This is a genomic window from Catellatospora sp. KI3 (assembly GCF_029948125.1).
GTDB lineage: Bacteria > Actinomycetota > Actinomycetes > Mycobacteriales > Micromonosporaceae > Catellatospora.
The window spans coordinates 676,467-694,628 of the sequence record NZ_JASAMB010000001.1 but is presented as its reverse complement, the minus strand read 5'-3'; the positions used below and the strand labels follow the sequence as shown (position 1 = coordinate 694,628).

15 protein-coding genes are annotated in these 18,162 nt (G+C 71.9%); 12 read left to right on the top strand and 3 right to left on the bottom strand.

All coding sequences use genetic code 11. The features are described 5' to 3' along the window. The first annotated feature begins 118 nt into the window (after positions 1-118). From QEZ54_RS03085 to QEZ54_RS03075, 3 genes are all read left to right on the top strand, one after another. Entirely contained in the window at positions 119-1,684 is a 1,566-nt protein-coding gene (locus QEZ54_RS03085) for a methylmalonyl-CoA mutase family protein (RefSeq protein ID WP_281302880.1), read from the top strand. A 349-nt stretch (positions 1,685-2,033) separates the two neighbouring features. Further along, positions 2,034-3,284, top strand: coding sequence for an amidohydrolase (locus QEZ54_RS03080; RefSeq protein WP_281302879.1), 1,251 nt, complete (start codon positions 2,034-2,036; stop codon positions 3,282-3,284). Positions 3,285-3,383: 99 nt separating this feature from the next. Continuing rightward, positions 3,384-4,676 (top strand): mechanosensitive ion channel domain-containing protein, encoded by a 1,293-nt coding sequence (locus tag QEZ54_RS03075; protein WP_281302878.1) that lies wholly within the window; start codon positions 3,384-3,386, stop codon positions 4,674-4,676. Between the two features lie 105 nt (positions 4,677-4,781). Here the strand turns inward: QEZ54_RS03075 and QEZ54_RS03070 are convergent, their stop codons facing one another. Further along, positions 4,782-5,717, bottom strand: a complete 936-nt coding sequence (locus tag QEZ54_RS03070; RefSeq protein ID WP_281302877.1) for a DUF4349 domain-containing protein — start codon at positions 5,715-5,717, stop codon at positions 4,782-4,784. A gap of 67 nt (positions 5,718-5,784) precedes the next feature. Here QEZ54_RS03070 and QEZ54_RS03065 point away from each other — a divergent pair, with 67 nt between their 5' ends. Further along, positions 5,785-6,423, top strand: a complete 639-nt coding sequence (locus tag QEZ54_RS03065) for an MBL fold metallo-hydrolase (RefSeq protein ID WP_281302876.1) — start codon at positions 5,785-5,787, stop codon at positions 6,421-6,423. On the opposite strand, the gene QEZ54_RS03060 is transcribed toward QEZ54_RS03065, so the two are convergent. Continuing rightward, entirely contained in the window at positions 6,420-7,007 is a 588-nt protein-coding gene (locus QEZ54_RS03060) for an exonuclease (protein ID WP_281302875.1), read from the bottom strand. The genes QEZ54_RS03065 and QEZ54_RS03060 overlap by 4 nt on opposite strands. Before the next feature lie 192 nt (positions 7,008-7,199). On the opposite strand from QEZ54_RS03060, the gene QEZ54_RS03055 reads away from it, so the two are divergent. After that, positions 7,200-7,916, top strand: coding sequence for a hypothetical protein (locus QEZ54_RS03055; protein ID WP_281303040.1), 717 nt, complete (start codon positions 7,200-7,202; stop codon positions 7,914-7,916). A 612-nt stretch (positions 7,917-8,528) separates the two neighbouring features. Then, positions 8,529-9,437: a GNAT family N-acetyltransferase gene (locus QEZ54_RS03050; protein ID WP_281302874.1), complete on the top strand. Its 909-nt coding sequence runs from the start codon at positions 8,529-8,531 to the stop codon at positions 9,435-9,437. Here QEZ54_RS03050 and QEZ54_RS03045 read toward each other — a convergent pair. Beyond that, on the bottom strand, positions 9,434-9,889 hold the full coding sequence (locus tag QEZ54_RS03045; protein WP_281302873.1) for a gamma-glutamylcyclotransferase: 456 nt from the start codon (positions 9,887-9,889) through the stop codon (positions 9,434-9,436). The two genes, QEZ54_RS03050 and QEZ54_RS03045, sit on opposite strands and share 4 nt — an antisense overlap. A gap of 170 nt (positions 9,890-10,059) precedes the next feature. Here QEZ54_RS03045 and QEZ54_RS03040 point away from each other — a divergent pair, with 170 nt between their 5' ends. From QEZ54_RS03040 to QEZ54_RS03015, 6 genes are all read left to right on the top strand, one after another. Beyond that, positions 10,060-11,463: an NAD(P)H-quinone dehydrogenase gene (locus QEZ54_RS03040; protein WP_281302872.1), complete on the top strand. Its 1,404-nt coding sequence runs from the start codon at positions 10,060-10,062 to the stop codon at positions 11,461-11,463. Positions 11,464-11,529: 66 nt separating this feature from the next. Beyond that, on the top strand, positions 11,530-12,999 hold the full coding sequence (locus QEZ54_RS03035; protein WP_281302871.1) for an ATP-binding protein: 1,470 nt from the start codon (positions 11,530-11,532) through the stop codon (positions 12,997-12,999). Positions 13,000-13,177: 178 nt separating this feature from the next. Further along, complete coding sequence (locus tag QEZ54_RS03030) at positions 13,178-14,758, top strand: circularly permuted type 2 ATP-grasp protein (protein ID WP_281302870.1); 1,581 nt, start codon at positions 13,178-13,180, stop codon at positions 14,756-14,758. Further along, a complete protein-coding gene (locus tag QEZ54_RS03025) occupies positions 14,752-15,705 on the top strand; it encodes an alpha-E domain-containing protein (protein ID WP_281302869.1) in 954 nt (317 codons plus the stop codon). Before QEZ54_RS03030 ends, QEZ54_RS03025 begins: the two co-directional genes overlap by 7 nt. Further along, complete coding sequence (locus QEZ54_RS03020) at positions 15,702-16,598, top strand: transglutaminase family protein (RefSeq protein WP_281302868.1); 897 nt, start codon at positions 15,702-15,704, stop codon at positions 16,596-16,598. Before QEZ54_RS03025 ends, QEZ54_RS03020 begins: the two co-directional genes overlap by 4 nt. A 113-nt stretch (positions 16,599-16,711) precedes the next feature. Further along, positions 16,712-18,151, top strand: a complete 1,440-nt coding sequence (locus QEZ54_RS03015) for a GuaB1 family IMP dehydrogenase-related protein (protein ID WP_281302867.1) — start codon at positions 16,712-16,714, stop codon at positions 18,149-18,151. The last annotated feature ends 11 nt before the right edge of the window (positions 18,152-18,162 follow it).

Here is an 18,162-nt window from a genome sequence, read left to right as displayed (position 1 = left end):
CGAGGGCGCACACTGCGCTGGAAATTCACCAGCGAGTTTCGATGGCACTACGCTGGGTGTACGTGATGTGCGCAATCCCTCACCCCGACCGGCACCCCGCCCACTTAACATCGCCGGTATGAACGAGCGTTCAGAGCGGCTCACCGAATCCGGCTTCCCGATCGCGTCCGTATACGGGCCCGAGGGCGGCGAGCGGCCGGGCGAGTACCCCTTCACCAGGGGCGTCTACCCGACCATGTACACCTCGCGCCCGTGGACCATGCGGCAGTACGCCGGGTTCGGCACGGCGGCCGAGTCGAACGCTCGCTACCACCAGCTGCTCGGCGCCGGCACCATGGGCCTGTCCGTCGCCTTCGACCTGCCCACCCAGATGGGGTACGACTCCGACGAGCCGATCGCCTACGGCGAGGTCGGCAAGGTCGGCGTCGCGATCGACTCGATCGAGGACATGCGGGTCCTGTTCCGCGACATCCCGCTGGACAAGGTCTCCACCTCGATGACGATCAACGCGCCGGGCAGCGTGCTGCTGCTGCTCTACCAGCTGGTCGCCGAGGAGCAGGGGGTGCCGGGCGACAAGCTGAACGGCACCATCCAGAACGACATCCTCAAGGAGTACATCGCCCGGGGGACGTACATCTTCCCGCCCAAGCCGTCGCTGCGGCTGGTCGCGGACACGTTCGCCTACTGCCGCGCCGAGATCCCCAAGTGGAACACGATCTCGATCTCCGGCTACCACATGGCCGAGGCCGGGGCCACGCCCGTGCAGGAGATCGCGTTCACCCTGGCCGACGGCATCGAGTACGTCCGCACCGCGGTCGCCGCGGGCCTCAACGTGGACGACTTCGCGCCCCGGCTCTCGTTCTTCTTCGTCGCCCGCACCACGCTGCTGGAGGAGGTGGCGAAGTTCCGCGCCGCCCGCCGCATCTGGGCGAAGGTCATGCGCGAGGAGTTCGGCGCCAAGGACCCCAAGTCGTGGATGCTGCGCTTCCACACCCAGACCGCAGGCGTGCAGCTGACCGCCCAGCAGCCCGAGGTCAACCTGGTCCGGGTCGCGGTGCAGGGCCTGGGCGCGGTGCTCGGCGGCACCCAGTCGCTGCACACCAACAGCTACGACGAGGCGATCGCGCTGCCGACCGAGAAGGCGGCCCGCCTGGCCCTGCGCACGCAGCAGGTGCTCGCGTACGAGACCGACCTGACCGCGACCGTGGACCCGTTCGCCGGCTCGTACGTGGTGGAGGCGATGACGGACGAGATCGAGCGGGAGGCCCAGGCGCTGATCAAACGCGTCTTCGAGTACGGCTCGGCCGTCGACGCCATCGAGGCGGGGTTCCAGAAGCGCGAGATCGAGTCCTCGGCGTACCGCACCGCGCTGGAGGTCGACTCGGGCGAGCGGGTGGTGGTCGGCGTCAACCGGTTCACCGTCGACGTCGAGGAGCCGTACGAGCCGCTGCGCGTCGACCCGTCGATCGGGCAGGCGCAGGCGGCCCGGCTGGCGGCGCTGCGCGCCGAGCGCGACAACCCGGCCGTCGAGGCGGCCCTGGACAAGCTCCGCGCGGCCGCCATGGGCAGCGAGAACGTGCTCTACCCGATGCGGGAGGCGCTGCGCCTGCGGGCGACCGTGGGCGAGGTCTGCCACACCCTGCGCAAGGTCTGGGGCGTGTACCAGCCGCGCGAGACGTTCTGAGCGGCGCCGTCCGGCCGGGTGATCATCGTCCGGCCGGGCTAATCCCACCGGGTTACCCCGGCCGAATGTGAACGGCAGGTAAGAAGTACATCGTCCGCGCACCGGATGTCTGACGTACTCACGAGGGGTGATGTGAGTCTCTTCCGGTGCGTTTCTCGGCGCGTCGTCACACGTTGTTAGAGGTGAAGACGCATGCAACTGATGCGCCAGACAGTCCCGGAACGGGCGCTAGCTGCCCGAACGTGACTCTGTGCAACGCCGTTGCTACTAAACAGCAGTTGCGCAGAGTCACCGTGCCGGGGCTAAGGTTGACGATGTTTTTTCCATCGACCGAGATCGAGAATCTGCCGTGACGAGTGCGCTGACGCTGCCCAAGGGCGGCTCATTGACGTCGTTCGTGCCTGACGACGACCCCCTGCCCGGCCAGCTCGACCGCTGGCTCGCCGCCCGGGGGGCCGATCTTGTCGCCGTACGACGTCACATCCACGCGCACCCGGAGCTTTCCCACCAGGAGTTCGAGACCGCGTCGCTGGTCGCCCGCGAGCTGTCCGCGGCCGGGCTGCAGCCGAAGTTCCTGCCCCGGGGCAACGGCGTCATGTGCGACATCGGCGAGGGGGACCGCGTCATCGCGCTGCGCGCCGACCTGGACGCGCTGCCGCTGCAGGACGTCAAGGACGTGCCGTACCGGTCGACGGTGCCCAACGTCACCCACGCCTGCGGCCACGACGTGCACACCACGGTGCTGCTCGGCGTCGGGCTGGCGCTGGCGCAGCTGGAGGCGCAGGGCGGCATCGGCGGCCGGGTGCGGCTGATCTTCCAGCCGGCGGAGGAGTCGATCACCTCGGGCGCGCCCGACATGGTCTCCGCCGGAGCGCTCAAGGACGTCGCCGCGATCTACGCGCTGCACTGCGCCCCGCAGCTGCCCGTCGGGCTGGTCGGGGTGCGCTCGGGTCCGTTCACGGCAGCCTGCGACGTGGTCGAGGTCAAGCTCAGCGGCCGGGGCGGCCACACCGCCCGCCCGCACCTGACCGCCGACCTGGTGTACGCGCTGGCCAAGGTCGTGACCGAGGTGCCCGCGCTGCTGGGCCGCCGGGTCGACCCCCGCGCCGGGCTGTCGCTCGTCTTCGGCGCCATCCGCGCCGGTGAGGCGTCCAACGCCATCCCGAACGAGGGCTCGGCCAAGGGCACCATCCGGGTGCTCAACCGCGACGCGTGGCGCGAGGCACCCGACCTGGTCACCGGCCTCATTCACGACGTCGTGGCCGGCACCGGGGCAGACGTGCACGTGAACTACATCCGGGGCGTGCCGCCGGTGATCAACGACCGGATGGCCGCGGCCGTGGTCGCGGGCGCCGCCGGAGCGGCGCTGGGCGCCGAGCGCGTCGTCGAGGCCGAGATCAGCATGGGCGGCGAGGACTTCGCGTACTACCTCGAGCACGTGCCCGGCGCGATGATCCGCCTGGGCACCGGCATCCCCGGCTCGACCGAGGTGCTCGACATCCACCAGTCGCGCTTCGACGTCGACGAGCGCGCCATCGGCTACGGCGTGCGCACCATGGTGCACACGGCGCTCGCCGCCCTGGCGTCGCCGTCGTTCTAGCGCTCAGCGCGCAAGGAAGGGCCCCTTCTTATCGGTTTCCGTAGAAGATGGGGCCCTTCTTAACTGTTTGCGCCAGGCTGGGCGGGGAAGGAGCCCGCCGTGCAGCATGTTCCCTGGCCGCTCGCCATAGTCCTCGCCGCGCCGCTGGTCGCGCTGGCCGCCGTCGAGATCATCCACCGGATCGTGGTACGGCTCGGCCGCCGCTCCGTAGCCATGGCCGAACTCGCGTCACACTCGCACCGGGCGTTCCAGGTCTTCGCGGCGCTGCTGGCGCTGCGGATAGCGCTGCAGGCCACCCCGCTGTGGTTCGACTTCGACATGAAGCCCGAGCTGCTGCACGTGATGGGCATCGGGGTGATCCTCGCCGGAGCGTGGCTGACCGCGACGGTGCTGCTGGCGCTCGAGGACGCGATCGAGGTTCGCTACCGCATCGACGTACCGGACAACCGGCAGGCCCGGCGGGTGCGCACCCAGATCCTGCTGCTGCGCCGGGTCACCATCGCCGCCATCGTGGTGGTCACCCTCGGCCTGGTCCTGATGACGTTCCCGCAGGTCCGTACCGTCGGAGCCAGCCTGCTCGCGTCGGCGGGCGTCATCGGCATCGTGGCGGCGCTGGCCGCGCAGAGCGTGCTCGGCAACGTCATCGCCGGGCTGCAACTGGCGTTCAGCGACGCGATCCGGCTCGACGACGTCGTGGTGGTCGAGGGCGAGTGGGCGCGGGTCGAGGAGATCACGCTCAGCCACGTGGTGCTGCAGATCTGGGACGACCGGCGGCTGATCCTGCCGACGTCGTACTTCACCACCAAGCCGTACCAGAACTGGACCCGCACCAAGGCCGAGGTGCTCGGCGCGGTCGAGTTCGACGTCGACTGGACCGCGCCGGTGCCGCCGCTGCGCGACGAGCTGCGCCGCGTGGTCGAGGGCAGCGACCTGTGGGACGGGCGGGTGTGCGTGCTGCAGGTGACCGACGCGGTGGGCGGGCTGGTGCGGCTGCGCGCGCTGGTCAGCGCCGGGGACGCGCCCCGGCTGTGGGACCTGCGCTGCCTGGTCCGCGAACACCTGATCGCCTGGGTACGCGACCACCGCCCCGACGCCCTGCCCCGCCGCCGGGCCGAGGTGGCCGCCGCCGAGCCCGCGGCCTGGCGCTGGTCGCCCGGCACCGAGGCGGCGGCCGGTGCCGATGCCGGCGGCGAGGTGCCGGACGAGCCCGTCGAGGCGGACCGGGTCTTCGGCGGCAGCGACGACGGCCAGGCCCGGGGCACCGCCTTCGCCGGCCCGGAACACCCGGAGCCGACCCTGCAGGAGACCGTCCTGGAGGAGCAGGCCGCCCTCGACATGATCGACGAGGACGACCCGGTCCCCGACCCGCAGCCGCGATCCCGCCGCTCCTGATCGCCGGCGAACCGGGGTTGAGAGGGCCCCTTCTCCCACGTGAAGCGAGCCGCGCTGCTGCTCGCCTCGCCACGCGAGTCGACGAAGGGGCCCTTCCTCATCTCGCTACGCGGCGGGCGGGGTGGGGGTGGGGCGGCGGCGCCGCCGCCACAGCACCAGCAGCGTGACCGGGATCGCCAGCGCCACCAGGAACGGCAGCAGGAAGCCCAGCACCGCCAGCGCGAGCTGCACGGTGCTCACGAACGCGTCCCAGCCCGACTCCAGCCCGCCCAGGAACCCGGGAGCCTTCTTCTTCGGCGGCTCGGGCGCGGGGGCGTCCGGGCCGATCAGCACCACGTTGATGGTGGACAGGCTGACCAGGTTGTCGAGGTTGCGCTTCTTCGCCTCCAGCGAGGCGAGCTCGGCCTGGCGGTTGCTGAGCTCCCGCTCCAGCAGCACCACCTCGGACAGGGCCTTGGCCTGCGTGAACATGCGGCGCACCGAGTCGACGCTGGCCTTCTGCGCGGCGATGCGCGTGTCCAGGTCGACGACCGCCTCGGTCACGTCCTCGGTGTTCGTGTTCCGGTTGACCTCGGTGCCGAGCTTGGCCACCTGCTCCAGCACGGACGAGAACTCCTTGGCGGGCACCCGGATGGTGAGCCAGGCCTGCGCCTCGCCGGAGTCGGCGGTGCGCTTGTCGGCGCCGAGGAAGCCCCCGGCCGTGCCGACCAGGGCCTTGAGCCGGTCGGCGGCCTCGGCGACCTTCTCGACCCGCACCGTGATGTCGCCCCGGTAGATGATCGACCGGGCGTCGACCGGGCCGCCGGTCGCGGTGACGCCCTCGGGCGCGGTCGTGTAGCCGTTGCCGGTGCCCTTGCCGCCCTCCGCCGAGTTGAGGCCGCGCTGGGCGTCGCCGGGGGCCATCGGTGCGGCGGCGCCGTCGTAGGCCGGCTTCTCGCTGTCGCTGGCGCTGTCGGACGAAGAGCATCCGGCGAGCGCGAGCAGGCCGACCAGCGTCAATACTGGGAACGTCTTCTTCATGCCTGAGCGGACGCGTCTCATGACCCCTCAGGTTCCGGCAGACTGGTCACGGTAGGAATACGGTCGGGGATCGGAAGGGTGGACATCCATGCGCGTCACCAAGTACTCCCACTCGTGCCTGCGCATCGAGCACGACGACGCGGTCGTGGTGATCGATCCCGGCGTGTGGAGCGAGTCCGAGAAGGCGCTGGACGGGGTCGACGCCGTGCTGATCACGCACGAGCACGCCGACCACGTCGACGCCGACCAGCTCGCCGAGGCGCTGGCCAAGCGGCCGTCGGCGCAGATCTACGCCCACCCGGACGTGGTGGACAAGTTCGCGGCGCAGTGGGAGGGCGCCGCGGTGCCGGTGACCTCCGGGCACGCCTTCACCGCCGCGACCGTGCTGGTGAAGGCGTACGGCGGCTGGCATGCCGTGATCCACCCCGACATCCCACGGGTGCCGAACCTGGGGTTCCTGGTCAACGAGACGCTCTACCATCCGGGCGACTCGTTCGACGTGCCCGCCGACGCGAACGTACGGACGCTGTTCGTGCCGGTGTCGGGCCCCTGGCTCAAGCTGAGCGAGTCGATCGACTTCGTCCGGGCGGTCAAGCCGCAGCAGGCGTACGCGCTGCACGACTGCCTCTACAACGAGCAGGGGCTGGCGCTGACCGACGCCCACCTGACCGCGCGCTCCGGCGCCGACTACGCCCGGCTGGCCGCCGGGGCGACGGTGGAGGTCTAGGGCCGCCCCGCCGCCTCGGGCCGCCACTCCATCACGTTCGCGAACAGGTCGGCCTGCTCGATCGCGTCGTCGAGCGCGTTGTGCGTGTGCGGGCGGCGCGAGAGCAGGTGCCGGGGCATCTGGCCCTTGACGGCCCGGCTGAACGGCACGTCGGCCCTGACCGCGTACGCCGTCTTCACGTCCAGGCAGCCGGAGTGGCCGAAGACGCTGCCGCCGGTGAAGCGGATCAGGTACCAGTAGACGAACATCCAGTCGAAGCTCGCCGGGTACGCCACGAAGATCGGTTTGGCGCCCGCGGCGGTCTCCTTGACCCAATCGGTCAGCTCCCGCATCGCGGTGGCCGGGTCGGCTCCGTCGCGCACCAGCGCGGCGCGGTCGAGCCCCGACACCGCCATGGCCTCCGGCACGAAGTCGTCGCTGACGGGCTTCAGCTCTCGGTAGAACGTGGCCGCGGTCGGATCGGCCCGGCTGAAGGCGTGTGCCCTGGTTCCGGCCACGGCCAGCCCCACGCTCACCATCGAGAACGGCCCCGGGATCGGGCCGTCGGCCTCCACATCGGCCGAGAAGTACATGTCCTGACGCATCGTGCGCCCCCTTCTGGAATCGGGAATCGCCTCAGGTTACGTGCGGCGGCCGCATCCGCCGACGAGTTATCCACAGGGGACGGGTTGTCCACAGGGCCTGTCGCCCGGGGGTGTGCGCGGATGCCGCGCGGTGGTATGACACGGCACAATCCACATGTGACATCGACCGCCACCACCACGCAGACCGCCGCGATGATCGCTCCGGCGGTGAACCGCCTGGGCGGCGCCTTCCTGGAGTGCCCGCGTACGCTGCGCCGCGCCCGCGAACTCGGCCTCACCGGCTGGGCCAGCTACGTGGCGGGCCGGGGCGGCGCGCTGGGCGACGTACGCCCCGACACGGTCGCCGCGGCGCTGGGGCTGATCGCCCCGGAGGCGGTCCGGGACGGGTGGGACGCGGCCCGGCGCGCCCTGTCGCCGCGCGAGGTCGCCGCGCACATGCTGGCCGAGTGCTGCCGGTGGGGCTCGGAGCACCTGGACGACGCACCGAAGATCGACCGGCTGGTGGAGCTGGCCGAGAAGGCGGTGCTGGCCGCGGACGCGTCGGGGCTGCCGCTGTTCGCCGCCTGGCGGGCGATGCCGGTGCCCGACGACGGTCCGGGCGCCCGCGCCGCCGTGGCGCTGCACCTGCTGCGCGAGCACCGGGCCGGGGCGCTGCTGCTCGGGGTGCGGGCGGCCGGACTGAGCCCGGTGCAGGCACTGGTCGCCGGGCCGGAGGGGGAGGCGGCCGCGGTCGCGTTCGGCTGGCAGCCGCCGTACCCGCCGATCGGCCCGCTGCTGCGCCGCCGCGCCTGGGCCGACGCCGTCGCCGACCGCATCTCCGGCCAGTCCCTCGCCGCCCTCTCCACCCCCGACCGCACCGACCTCACCACCCTCCTCCGCACCACCATCACCACAACCTTCCCCCACTAACCCCCCCACCCCCCGGCCACCAGGCCCCCCACCCCGCCACCCGTTGAACATGAACTTATGGCCGGGTTCGACGGCGTGTCGCAACCCTGGCGCCGTGATCATCTCCGGCGGGCGGGCGGCGATGTGCGCCCGAGGAAGCGCCCGCAGGCGGTGATCTCCTTGCGATGATCACCGTTCGGTGTCGGGAAGCATGGTTCGGCGTGACGTTCTGACCGCGAACGCTGATCACCGCCAGTGGGCCGGACGGCGGGCAGGCTAGTGGGCGCGTTCGTTCGCTCGCGATGATCGCCGTCCGCGGTCACGAAGTGCGGTCTGGCGCCACGTTCCGACCGCAAACGCTGATCAAGGCCAGACGCCCGGGTGAGCGGGCCGTCGAGCGAGCGGCTGGTGGGCGGGCGAGCGGCTGGCGGGCGAGCGGGAGCGTGAGCGAGCGCCAGGTGGGCGGGTGAGCAGGTGGGCAGGTTAGCGGGTGGGCGGGTGAGCGGGTGAGCGGGTGGGCAGGTTAGCGGGTGGGCGGGTGAGCAGGTGGGCAGGTTAGCGGGTGAGCGGGCGGGTGGGTGGGTGGGTGGAAAACGGTTGGCTGAGGGGTGGGGTGGGGGTCAGGATGGCGGCGTGAGCGACGAGCGACTGCCCGAGGGCTGGATGTGGCGGCCCACCACCGCCGATGACGCGGCGGATCTGCTGGCGCTGGTGCACGCCAGCGACATGTCCGCGATCGGCTTCGCCGACTTCACGTCCGAGGACGTCGCCGACGGCATGTCCGGGGCGTACAGCGAGGTGGCGGTCGCGCCGAACGGTGCCGTCGCGGGCTGGGCGTACCTCGATCCGGGCAGCGGCGGCGGCCGCGAGTTCGCCGAGGTGTACGTACACCCTGAAGGCGGCCTGCCCGCCCAGCGCCCGCTGCTGGCCCGCGCCGTGGCCGCCGCCCGCGCGCAGGGGGCGGCCTCGGTGCGCACGGCGTCGATCCCGTCCGAGCACGAGTTGATCGACTCCATCACCGCGGCGGGTTTCGCCTTCGTCAAGCAGTACGCCCGGATGGGTGTTGATCTGCCCGCCCCGGTCGGCGATCCGGTGCCCGGGGTGGCCGTGCGCACGGTGACCGAGGCGGACCTGCCGGAGTTCTTCGAGGTGTTCGACGCGGCGTTCCGCGACACCCCCGACTACCAGCCGAGCGGCTACCCGCGCTGGCGGGAGCGGTTCGTCGACGGGCACCCGGTGCGGTTCGACGAGTGGTTCGCGGCGGAGGTCGACGGCCGGATCGCGGGTGTGCTGCAGTCCGCCGAGTCGGGCGAGGCCGCCGACGAGGGCTGGGTGAAGCACCTCGCGGTACGGCGCGAGCACCGCCGGCGGGGCGTGGGCCGGGCGCTGCTGGCGGCGGCGTTCGCCCGCTACCTCGCCAACGGCCGCAGCCGGGCGGGCCTGGGTGTGGACCTGGCCAACCCGACCGAGGCGATCAGGCTCTACACCGGCGTGGGCATGCGGCCGGTGTACCAGGCCAACGTGTACGAGCGGGAGCTCTAGGGCCGGACGGTGCGGGTCGGGCGGGACCGCAGCCCGGCGACGTAGTCGTCCGGGGCGCCCGCCTTCTCCGCCGCGTTGGCGATCTCCGACAGGTACCAGGCGGTCGGCAGGCCGCCCTCGTACCCCCGGAAGACGTAGACCCAGGCGAGGATGTCGCCGTCCAGGGTCGCCACCCGCACGTGCAGCTTGGCGTACGTGCCCGCGTTGGCGCCCTCGACCTCGTCGAGCGCGGCCTCGTCCCACGGGTGCACGTCGTACAGCGCGACGAAGACCCGGTCGCCGGGGGACTCGACGATCGTGGTGACCGCGCCCTCCCAGCCGACGGTGTCCTCACCGGCAAAGGTCAGCCGCCAGTCCTCCAACCAGCCGATTCCGACCATGGGGGAGTGCGGACAGTAGGCCCGCATGCGGGCCGGGTCCAGGTTCGAGCCGTACGCTGCGTAATGACGCACGGCGATGACATTAGCCGCCCGGAGCGCTTGCTGAGAATACGCCCGTGCGTGTCGAGCCCTCGGTATCTTTTCCACCACGCGCAGTGAGCGCATTTCGGCGCCCGCGCGACGGCCCGCGGGAGGGGCGCATCCGCACCGTCACGGTTTGCGGGGTAGGGAAGAATGGCACCGTGAGCCGGATTGTGATCATCGGTGGCGGACCCGCCGGATACGAGGCGGCGCTGGTCGCCGCACAGCTCGACGCGGACGTCACCGTGGTGGAGGCCGACGGCGCCGGCGGCGCCTGCGTGCTGCACGACTGCGTCCCGTCGAAGACCTTCATCGCCAGCTCGGACGTGGTCACCGGTTACCGGGACACTGACGAGTTCGGCATCCACTCCGACGGCCTGGAGGCGATCACCGTCGACGCCCCGGCCGTCTACAGCCGGGTCAAGCGGCTGGCCCTGGCCCAGTCCGGCGACATCCACGCCAAGCTGATCAAGGCCGGGGTCACCCTGATCCGCGGTACGGCCCGGCTCGGCGAGGACACCCTCGGCCACACCCACCGGGTGCGGGTGCGCCCCGAGGACGGCGACGCCGAGTACGCCGTCGACGCCTCGACCGTGCTCATCGCCACCGGCGCCACCCCGCGCCGGCTGCCCACCGCCCTGCCCGACGGCGAGCGCATCCTCACCTGGCGCCAGGTCTACGACCTGCCCAAGCTGCCCGAGCACCTGATCGTGATCGGCTCCGGCGTCACCGGTGCCGAGTTCGCCTCGTCGTACCTGGCCATGGGCGTGCCGGTGACCCTGGTCTCCTCGCGCGACCGGGTCATGCCGCACGAGGACGCCGACGCCGCGATGGCGATCGAGCGCGTCTTCCGCGCCCGGGGCATGACCATCCTGAACAACTCCCGCGCCGACGTGGTCAAGCGGGTCGGCGACAGCGTCGAGGTCACCCTGTCCGACGGGCGGGTGGTCACCGGCTCGCACGCGCTGATGGCGGTCGGCTCCATCCCGAACACCGCCGACCTGGGCCTCACCGAGTACGGCGTGAACGTCGCCCCCGGCGGCTACGTCGCCGTCGACCGGGTGTCGCGGACCAACGTGCCCGGCATCTACGCCGCCGGCGACTGCACCGGGGTGCTGCCGCTGGCCAGTGTCGCGGCGATGCAGGGCCGGATCGCGATGTGGCACGCGCTGGGCGAGGCGGTGGCGCCGCTGCGGCTGCGTACCGTCGCGGCGAACGTGTTCACCGACCCGGAGCTGGCCACGGTGGGCGTCTCGCAGGCCGACGTGGACAGCGGCAAGACCCCGGCCCGGCAGGTCATGCTGCCGCTGGCGGGCAACGCCCGGGCCAAGATGGCCGGGCTCGACGACGGCTTCATCAAGCTGTTCTGCCGCCCGGCCAGCGGCATCGTCGTCGGCGGGGTCGTCGTCTCGCCGCGCGCCAGCGAGCTGATCATGCCGCTGACGATGGCGGTGGAGAACCACATGACGGTGGACCAGCTGGCCCACACGATCACGATCTACCCGTCCCTGTCCGGCAGCATCGCCGAAGCCGCCCGCCAGCTCATGCTCCACGACGTCGAATAAGTCGGCCACGCACTTCATCGAAACTCCAGTTACCATAGCTGGAGTTTCGATGAAGTGGAGCGGAGCATGCTGGACAAGCCCGCGGAGCTGCTCGCCCGTGACCGGGAGTGGCGTGCGCTGGCCGATTTCGCGCTGAACCCGGCGCTCGGCGCCTCGTTGGGGCTGGTCTACGGACGTCGCCGGCAGGGCAAGACGTTCATGCTCGAACTGCTGAGCCTGGCTGCCGGCGGCTTCATGTTCACCGCCTCGCAGCTGTACGGCCAGGAGAACCTGCGCGCATTGAGCGAGGCGTACCGCGCCTACACCGGCACCGAGGACCCGGTGCGGTTCGCCACCTGGCAGGAGGCGATCGACGCGCTGCTGCGACTCGGCGAGCGCGACGGCCGCCCGACGCTGGTGGTGCTCGACGAGTTCCCGTACCTGCTCGCAGACGAGCCCGCGCTGCCTTCGCTGATCCAGACGGCGCTCAGCCCGATGAGCCGGGCCATGCGCGACAGCCGCACCCGCCTCATCCTCTGCGGCAGTGCCATGACCACCATGCGGCAGCTGCTCGTCGGCACCGCACCGCTGCGCGGCCGCGCCGTCCTGGAGATGAACCTGGCCCCGCTCGACTTCCGGGGCGCGGCCCGGCTGTGGCGCCTGGACGACGACCCGGACGCCGCCTTCCGGGTGCACTCGCTGGTCGGCGGCACCCCCGCCTACGTCGGTATGAGCGGCGGGCTGATCGCCGACGGCGATGTCGACGGCTGGGTGCACCGGGGCCTGCTCAACCCGCTGTCGGCGATGTTCCGCGAAGGCAACGTGCTGCTCTATGAGCAGCCGGAACTGGTCGACGAGACGCTGTACTTCTCGGTGCTGAACGCGATCGCGGGCGGCGCCTGCCGACGCAGTGAGATCGCCGGCAGGCTCAGCCGCTCGGACGCCGCGCTGACCCACCCGCTCGCCGTGCTGGAGGAGGTCCGGCTGATCGAGCGGGTCGAGGACGCCCTGGTGGCCAGGCGGCCTGTGTACCGCATCGCCGAGCCCCTGATCCGTTTTCACCAGCTCGTCACCCGCCCGCGGGAGGCGGCCATCGCCGCGCTCGGCGGCGACCGGATCTGGCCGGGGGTGCGGGACACCGTCGCCGCGAAGATCCACGGACCGCACTTCGAGGAGCTGTGTCGGCAGTGGACACTCGTCTACGCCGCCGATGCGAGCCGGGGCGGGTTCGCCAACCAGGTGCGGTCCGCGACGATCTCGTGCCGCGAGCACCAGCAGGGCCACGAGCTCGACGTGGTCGCGTTGAGTGAGAACGCGTTCGAGCGCGACCGGGTGACCGCGATCGGCGAGGCGAAGTCCGGCGGCGGTCCGGTCGGCGTCGCGGAACTGGCACGGCTGGACCATCTGCGCGACCTGGTGCCGCCGGCGAAGGTCACCGATCCGCCGAGACTAGTGCTGTTCAGCCGCTCCGGCTTCACCCCGAACCTCCTGGCGCGGGCGAAGACCCGCCCCGACCTGGAGCTGATCGACATCGACCGCCTCTACCGGGGAGACTGAGGGTTGGCTGCAGTTTCGGGGAAAGTGCTGGAAGGTCGCCCAAGATTCGTGCACTTTCGCTGAAACTGCACCGATCTTGGAGGGGCGAGCGCGGCGGGCGTGTTCCATATAGAGGGATGTGAGTCTCGTCGCTCACATCGTTTACGTGTACGCAATGGGATCCGCGTAGCGTCGGGACATGGCGGACCTTTTCGAGGACTACCCGCTCGGGCCCGGTTGGGACGAGATGTTCGGCACGCCCGGCCTGCCCCGGTCCACCTACGAGGCGCTGCACGCCACGCTGCGGCCGCTGGCCGGGGGCGAGCTGCGGCTGCGCGCCGACGTGCTGGCCCGCGCCTTCCTCGACCAGGGCATCACCTTCGCGCTCAAGGGCGTCGAACGGCCGTTCCCGCTGGACATCGTGCCCCGCATCATCGCCGCCGAGCAGTGGCGGCAGGTCGAGGCCGGGGTGGCGCAGCGGGTCCGCGCGCTGGAGGCCTTCCTGGCCGACGTGTACGGCGAGGGCCGCGCCCTCGCCGACGGGATCGTGCCCCGGCGCCTCATCGTGACCAGCGCCCACTACCACCGCGAGGCGGCCGGGATCGTGCCGCCCAACGGGGTGCGGGTGCACGTGGCCGGGGTGGACCTGATCCGCGACGAGGCGGGCGAGTTCCGGGTGCTGGAGGACAACGTGCGGACCCCGTCCGGGGTCAGCTACGTGATGGAGAACCGGCGGGCCATGGCGCACGTGCTGCCGGAGGTGTTCACCGCGACGCGGGTGCGGCCGGTGGAGTCGTACCCTGGGATGCTCCTGCAGGCGCTGCGCGCGGCCGCACCGGCCGGAGTGGACGAGCCGACCGTGGTCGTGCTGACCCCCGGCGTGCACAACTCGGCGTACTTCGAGCACGCGCTGCTGGCCCGCGAGATGGGCGTGGAGCTGGTCGAGGGGCGCGACCTGGTGTGCTCGGGCAACGAGGTGTCGATGCGCACCACCGCCGGCGAGCAGCGCGTCGACGTCATCTACCGGCGGATCGACGACGAGTTCCTGGATCCCGTGCACTTCCGCGCCGACTCGATGCTCGGCGTCGCGGGCCTGCTCAACGCCGCCCGTGCCGGGAAGGTGACCATCGCCAACGCGGTCGGCAACGGCGTCGCCGACGACAAGCTGCTCTACACGTACGTGCCGGACCTGATCCGGTACTACCTCGGCGAGGAGCCGCTGCTGCCCAACGTGGAGACGTACCGGCTGGACGACCCGGACGTGCGCACCCACGTGCTGGGCAGGCTGGACGAGCTGGTGCTCAAGCCGGTCGACGGCTCCGGCGGCGCGGGCATCGTGATCGGCTCGCAGGCCACCGGGGAGCAGCTCGACCACGTACGGCAGCGGATCATGCTCGACCCGCGCGGCTGGATCGCCCAGCGGGAGGTGAAGCTGTCGATGGTGCCGACGCTGATCGAGGACCGGCTGCGCCCCCGCCACGTCGACCTGCGGCCGTTCGCGGTCAACGACGGGCAGCGGGTCCGGGTGCTGCCGGGCGGCCTGACCCGGGTCGCGCTGCCGGAGGGCGCACTGGTGGTCAACTCCAGCCAGGGCGGCGGCTCGAAGGACACCTGGGTGCTGCCGGAGGACGGCTCGGCAGAGCAGCCGTGGACCGAGCCGGAGGCGGTCGTCCCGGTGCCGTCCGCGCGCCGTCCCGACCCCGGACCGGGCCAGTCCGGCCATCAGCAGCAGCAACAGCAGCAGCAGGCACGAGCCGCGAGGGAGGCAGCGGCATGCTGAGCCGGATCGCCGAGTCGCTGTACTGGATCGGCCGCTACGTCGAGCGGGCCGAGGACACCGCGCGCATCCTCGACGTGAACCTGCACCGGATGCTGCAGGACCCGTGGACCGACGAGGACCAGGCCTGCCGGTCGCTGCTGTCGGTCATGGGCCTGCCCGTCGGCGAGGAGAGCGCCAGCCTGCCCGGCGTCGTCGAACGCCTCGGGCTGGACCTCGACAGCACCAGCTCGGTGCTGGGCGCCCTGGCCGCGGCCCGGGAGAACGCCCGCGGCGCCCGCGAGACGGTCAGCGCCGAGATGTGGGAGTGCCTGAACACGACCTGGCTCGGGCTCGCCGGGGCACGCCGCCGGATCGAGGAGGGCGGCGTGCACGCGTTCTTCCAGTGGGTACGCGAGCGCTGCTCGGTGCTCGCGGGGCTGGCCGACGCCACCATGAGCCGGGACGAGGGCTGGCTGTTCCTGGTGCTCGGCCGCAGCATCGAACGCGTCGACATGACCGCGCGGCTGCTGTCCACGCACAGCCGCGCGGGCGGCAGCATCCCCAGCTGGCTGACGCTGCTGCGCTCATGCGGGGCCTGGGAGACGTACCTGCGCACGTACCGCGGCTCGCTCAGCGACCAGCACGCGGCCGAGTTCCTGCTGGTCGACCGGCTCTTTCCGCGCTCGGTCCTGGCGGCACTGGCCACGGCCGAATCCTGCCTGCGCGAGCTGGAACCGGTCGGCGGCACCACCCGCTCCGGCCGCGTCGGCGCGGGCACCGACGCCCAGCGCATCCTCGGCCGGGCCCGCACCGACCTGGCCTACCGCTCCTCCGACGAGCTGCTCGGCGACCTCGGCACCGTGCTGGCCCGGCTGGAGCGCACCTGCTCGCAGGTCAACGACGCCGTCTCGGCCCGCTACTTCCGGCAGACCGCGGCCGTGCACTGGCAGGCCGGAGCCGTCGGGTGAGCCCGCTGGCGAACGAGAACAGGACACGTATGACGATGGCCTCGCCCGGCTGGCGGCTGCAGATCCGGCACCGCACCGGTTTCCAGTACGGCGGCCTGGTCGCCTCCTCCTACAACGAGGCCCGGATGACGCCGGGCAGCGAGCCCCGCCAGACGGTGCTCGACAGCCGCGTCACCGTCTGGCCTACCGCCCGCACATACCGCTACCAGGACTACTGGAACACCACGGTCACCTCGTTCGACGTGCAGGTGCCGCACGACGTGCTGGAGGTGGTCGCCGACGCCACCGTGGAGACCTCAGGTCCGGCCGCGATCGGCACCGACGGGCCGCGGTGGCCCGACCTGACCGAGCCCGAGGTGGTGGACCGCTGGCAGGAGCTGCTGCTGCCGACGCCGCGTACGGCGCTGGACGAGGAGCTGACCGCGCTGGCCGCCGGGCTGCGGGCCGGGCATGCGAGCCCGGACGAGGCGGCGTTGGCCGTGTGCGAGCTGGTCGGACGCGAGGTGGCGTACGTGCCGGGATCGACCGGGGTGCAGACGGACGCGGTGCACGTGTGGCGCCAGAAGCAGGGCGTCTGCCAGGACATCTCGCACCTGTCGATCTCGCTGCTGCGGGCGATGGGCGTGCCCGCCCGGTACGTCTCCGGCTACCTGCACCCGACCCCGAACGCCCCGCTCGGGCAGGCGGTGGCCGGGCAGAGCCACGCGTGGGTGGAGTGGTGGGCGGGGCAGTGGCACGGGTACGACCCGACCAACCGAGTGCCGGTGGGCGAGCGCCACGTCGTGGTCGGCCGCGGCCGCGACTACGGCGACGTCCCACCCCTGAAGGGCGTCTACGCCGGTCCGTCCAGCACCGGCCAGTCCGTCGAGGTCACCCTCACCAGGGTTCGCTGATCAAGCAGTTTCGGGGAAAGTGCACAAAAGCAGACCATGATTCGTGCACTTTCCCCGAAACTGCAGCACCGGCTGGCCCGCGGCGCGGGGCGGCGATGGGTGAAGATGACCTTATGCGGTTCCTGTCTGGGGCTCAGCCCGTCTACGACCTGACGTACAACGATGTGTTCATGGCGCCGAGCCGGTCCGACGTCGGCTCCCGCCTGGATGTCGACCTGTCGACCGTCGACGGCACCGGGTGCACGATCCCGCTGGTCGTGGCGAACATGACCGCGATCGCGGGCCGCCGGATGGCCGAGACGGTGGCGCGGCGGGGCGGCCTGACCGTGATCCCGCAGGACATTCCGACCGGGGTGGTCACCGAGGTCATCGGCTGGGTCAAGCAGCGGCATCTGGTGCACGACACCGCGATCACCCTCGGACCGTACGAGACCGTCGGCGACGCGATCCACCTGCTGCCCAAGCGGGCCCACGGGGCCCTGGTCGTCGTGGACGCCGAGCGGCGGCCGCTCGGCCTGGTCACCGAGTCGGACCTGCAGGGCGTGGACCGGTTCTCGCAGCTGCGCGACGTGATGTCGACCGAGCTGCTGACCGTGCCGTCGTCGGCCACCCCGCGCGAGGCGTTCGACCTGCTCACCAAGGGGCGGCGCAAGCTGGCGCCGGTGGTCGACCACGAGGGCCGGCTGGCCGGGCTGCTGACCCGGCAGGGCGCGCTGCGCGCGACGCTGTACCGCCCGGCGCTGGACGAGAAGGGGCGGCTGCGGGTGGCGGCGGCGATCGGCATCAACGGTGACTACGCCGGCCGGGCCGCCGAGCTGCTGGAGGCCGGGGTGGACGTGCTGGTGGTGGACACCGCGCACGGGCACCAGGCCCGCATGATCAAGGCGCTGCAGGCGGTGCGCGCGCTGGATCCGCAGGTCCCGGTCGTGGCGGGCAACGTCGTGACCGCCGAGGGGGTACGGGACCTCGTCGACGCGGGCGCCGACATCATCAAGGTCGGGGTGGGCCCCGGCGCGATGTGCACCACGCGGATGATGACCGGGGTCGGGCGCCCGCAGTTCTCGGCGGTGCTGGAGTGCGCGGGCGCGGCCCGGGAGCTGGGGCGGCACGTCTGGGCCGACGGCGGGGTGCGCCATCCGCGCGACGTGGCGCTGGCGCTGGCCGCCGGGGCGGCGAACGTGATGATCGGATCGTGGCTGGCGGGCACCTACGAGTCGCCCGGCGACCTGTACACCGACCCGGACGGGCGCCGGTACAAGGAGAACTTCGGGATGGCCTCGGCGCGGGCGGTCAGCGCGCGTACGGCCGACGACTCGGCGTTCGACCGGGCCCGCAAGGCGGTGTTCGAGGAGGGCATCTCCACGGCGAAGATGTACCTCGACCCGGCCCGGCCGGGCGTCGAGGACGTCATCGACGAGATCGTGGCGGGGGTGCGCAGCGCCTGCACGTACGCGGGCGCGAACACCCTCGACGAGCTGCACGACCGGGCCCTCGTCGGCGTCCAGTCGGCAGCGGGTTACACCGAGGGCATGCCCCTGCCCACGTCCTGGTGACCGAAGAACCC

Coding starts and splice junctions, on each gene's coding strand:
- QEZ54_RS03085 (WP_281302880.1), top strand. CDS start 119: ATGAACGAGCGTTCAGAGCGGCTCACCGAATCCGGCTTCCCGATCGCG.
- QEZ54_RS03070 (WP_281302877.1), bottom strand. CDS start 5,717: ATGAGACGCGTCCGCTCAGGCATGAAGAAGACGTTCCCAGTATTGACG.
- QEZ54_RS03065 (WP_281302876.1), top strand. CDS start 5,785: ATGCGCGTCACCAAGTACTCCCACTCGTGCCTGCGCATCGAGCACGAC.
- QEZ54_RS03060 (WP_281302875.1), bottom strand. CDS start 7,007: ATGCGTCAGGACATGTACTTCTCGGCCGATGTGGAGGCCGACGGCCCG.
- QEZ54_RS03055 (WP_281303040.1), top strand. CDS start 7,200: ATGATCGCTCCGGCGGTGAACCGCCTGGGCGGCGCCTTCCTGGAGTGC.
- QEZ54_RS03035 (WP_281302871.1), top strand. CDS start 11,530: ATGCTGGACAAGCCCGCGGAGCTGCTCGCCCGTGACCGGGAGTGGCGT.
- QEZ54_RS03030 (WP_281302870.1), top strand. CDS start 13,178: ATGGCGGACCTTTTCGAGGACTACCCGCTCGGGCCCGGTTGGGACGAG.
- QEZ54_RS03025 (WP_281302869.1), top strand. CDS start 14,752: ATGCTGAGCCGGATCGCCGAGTCGCTGTACTGGATCGGCCGCTACGTC.
- QEZ54_RS03015 (WP_281302867.1), top strand. CDS start 16,712: ATGCGGTTCCTGTCTGGGGCTCAGCCCGTCTACGACCTGACGTACAAC.